Raw genomic sequence first — 287 nt, 5'->3', positions numbered from 1 at the left:
CAGGGTGCCAATGCCGGCGGCCGCCAGGTGCTGCTGCAGCGCGTCGCGCCGGGCGGTGCGCACCACGTAGAGGTGGTACACGTGGGTGGCGCCGGGGACCGTCCGGGGCAGAATCAGCTCCGGCAGGCCGGCCAGGCGGGCGTCGTACTCGGCGGCCAGGCGCTGCCGCTCGGCCGTCCAGGCGGCTAGGTGTGGCCGCTTCACCCGCAATACGGCCGCCTGCAGCTCGTCGAGGCGGGAGTTGTAGCCGATTCGCTCGTTGTAGTATTTCTGCTGGGAGCCGTAGT

The 287-nt window shown here is 71.4% G+C and carries 1 protein-coding gene; it reads right to left on the bottom strand.

The features are described 5' to 3' along the window. On the bottom strand, positions 1-287 hold a 287-nt coding region (locus EJV47_RS27805), incomplete at both ends, for a DegT/DnrJ/EryC1/StrS family aminotransferase (protein ID WP_207896025.1).

Origin of the sequence: Hymenobacter gummosus, assembly GCF_003970915.1 — a bacterium.
GTDB classification, from domain to species: domain Bacteria; phylum Bacteroidota; class Bacteroidia; order Cytophagales; family Hymenobacteraceae; genus Solirubrum; species Solirubrum gummosum.
This window is presented reverse-complemented; position numbering and strand designations above follow the sequence as displayed.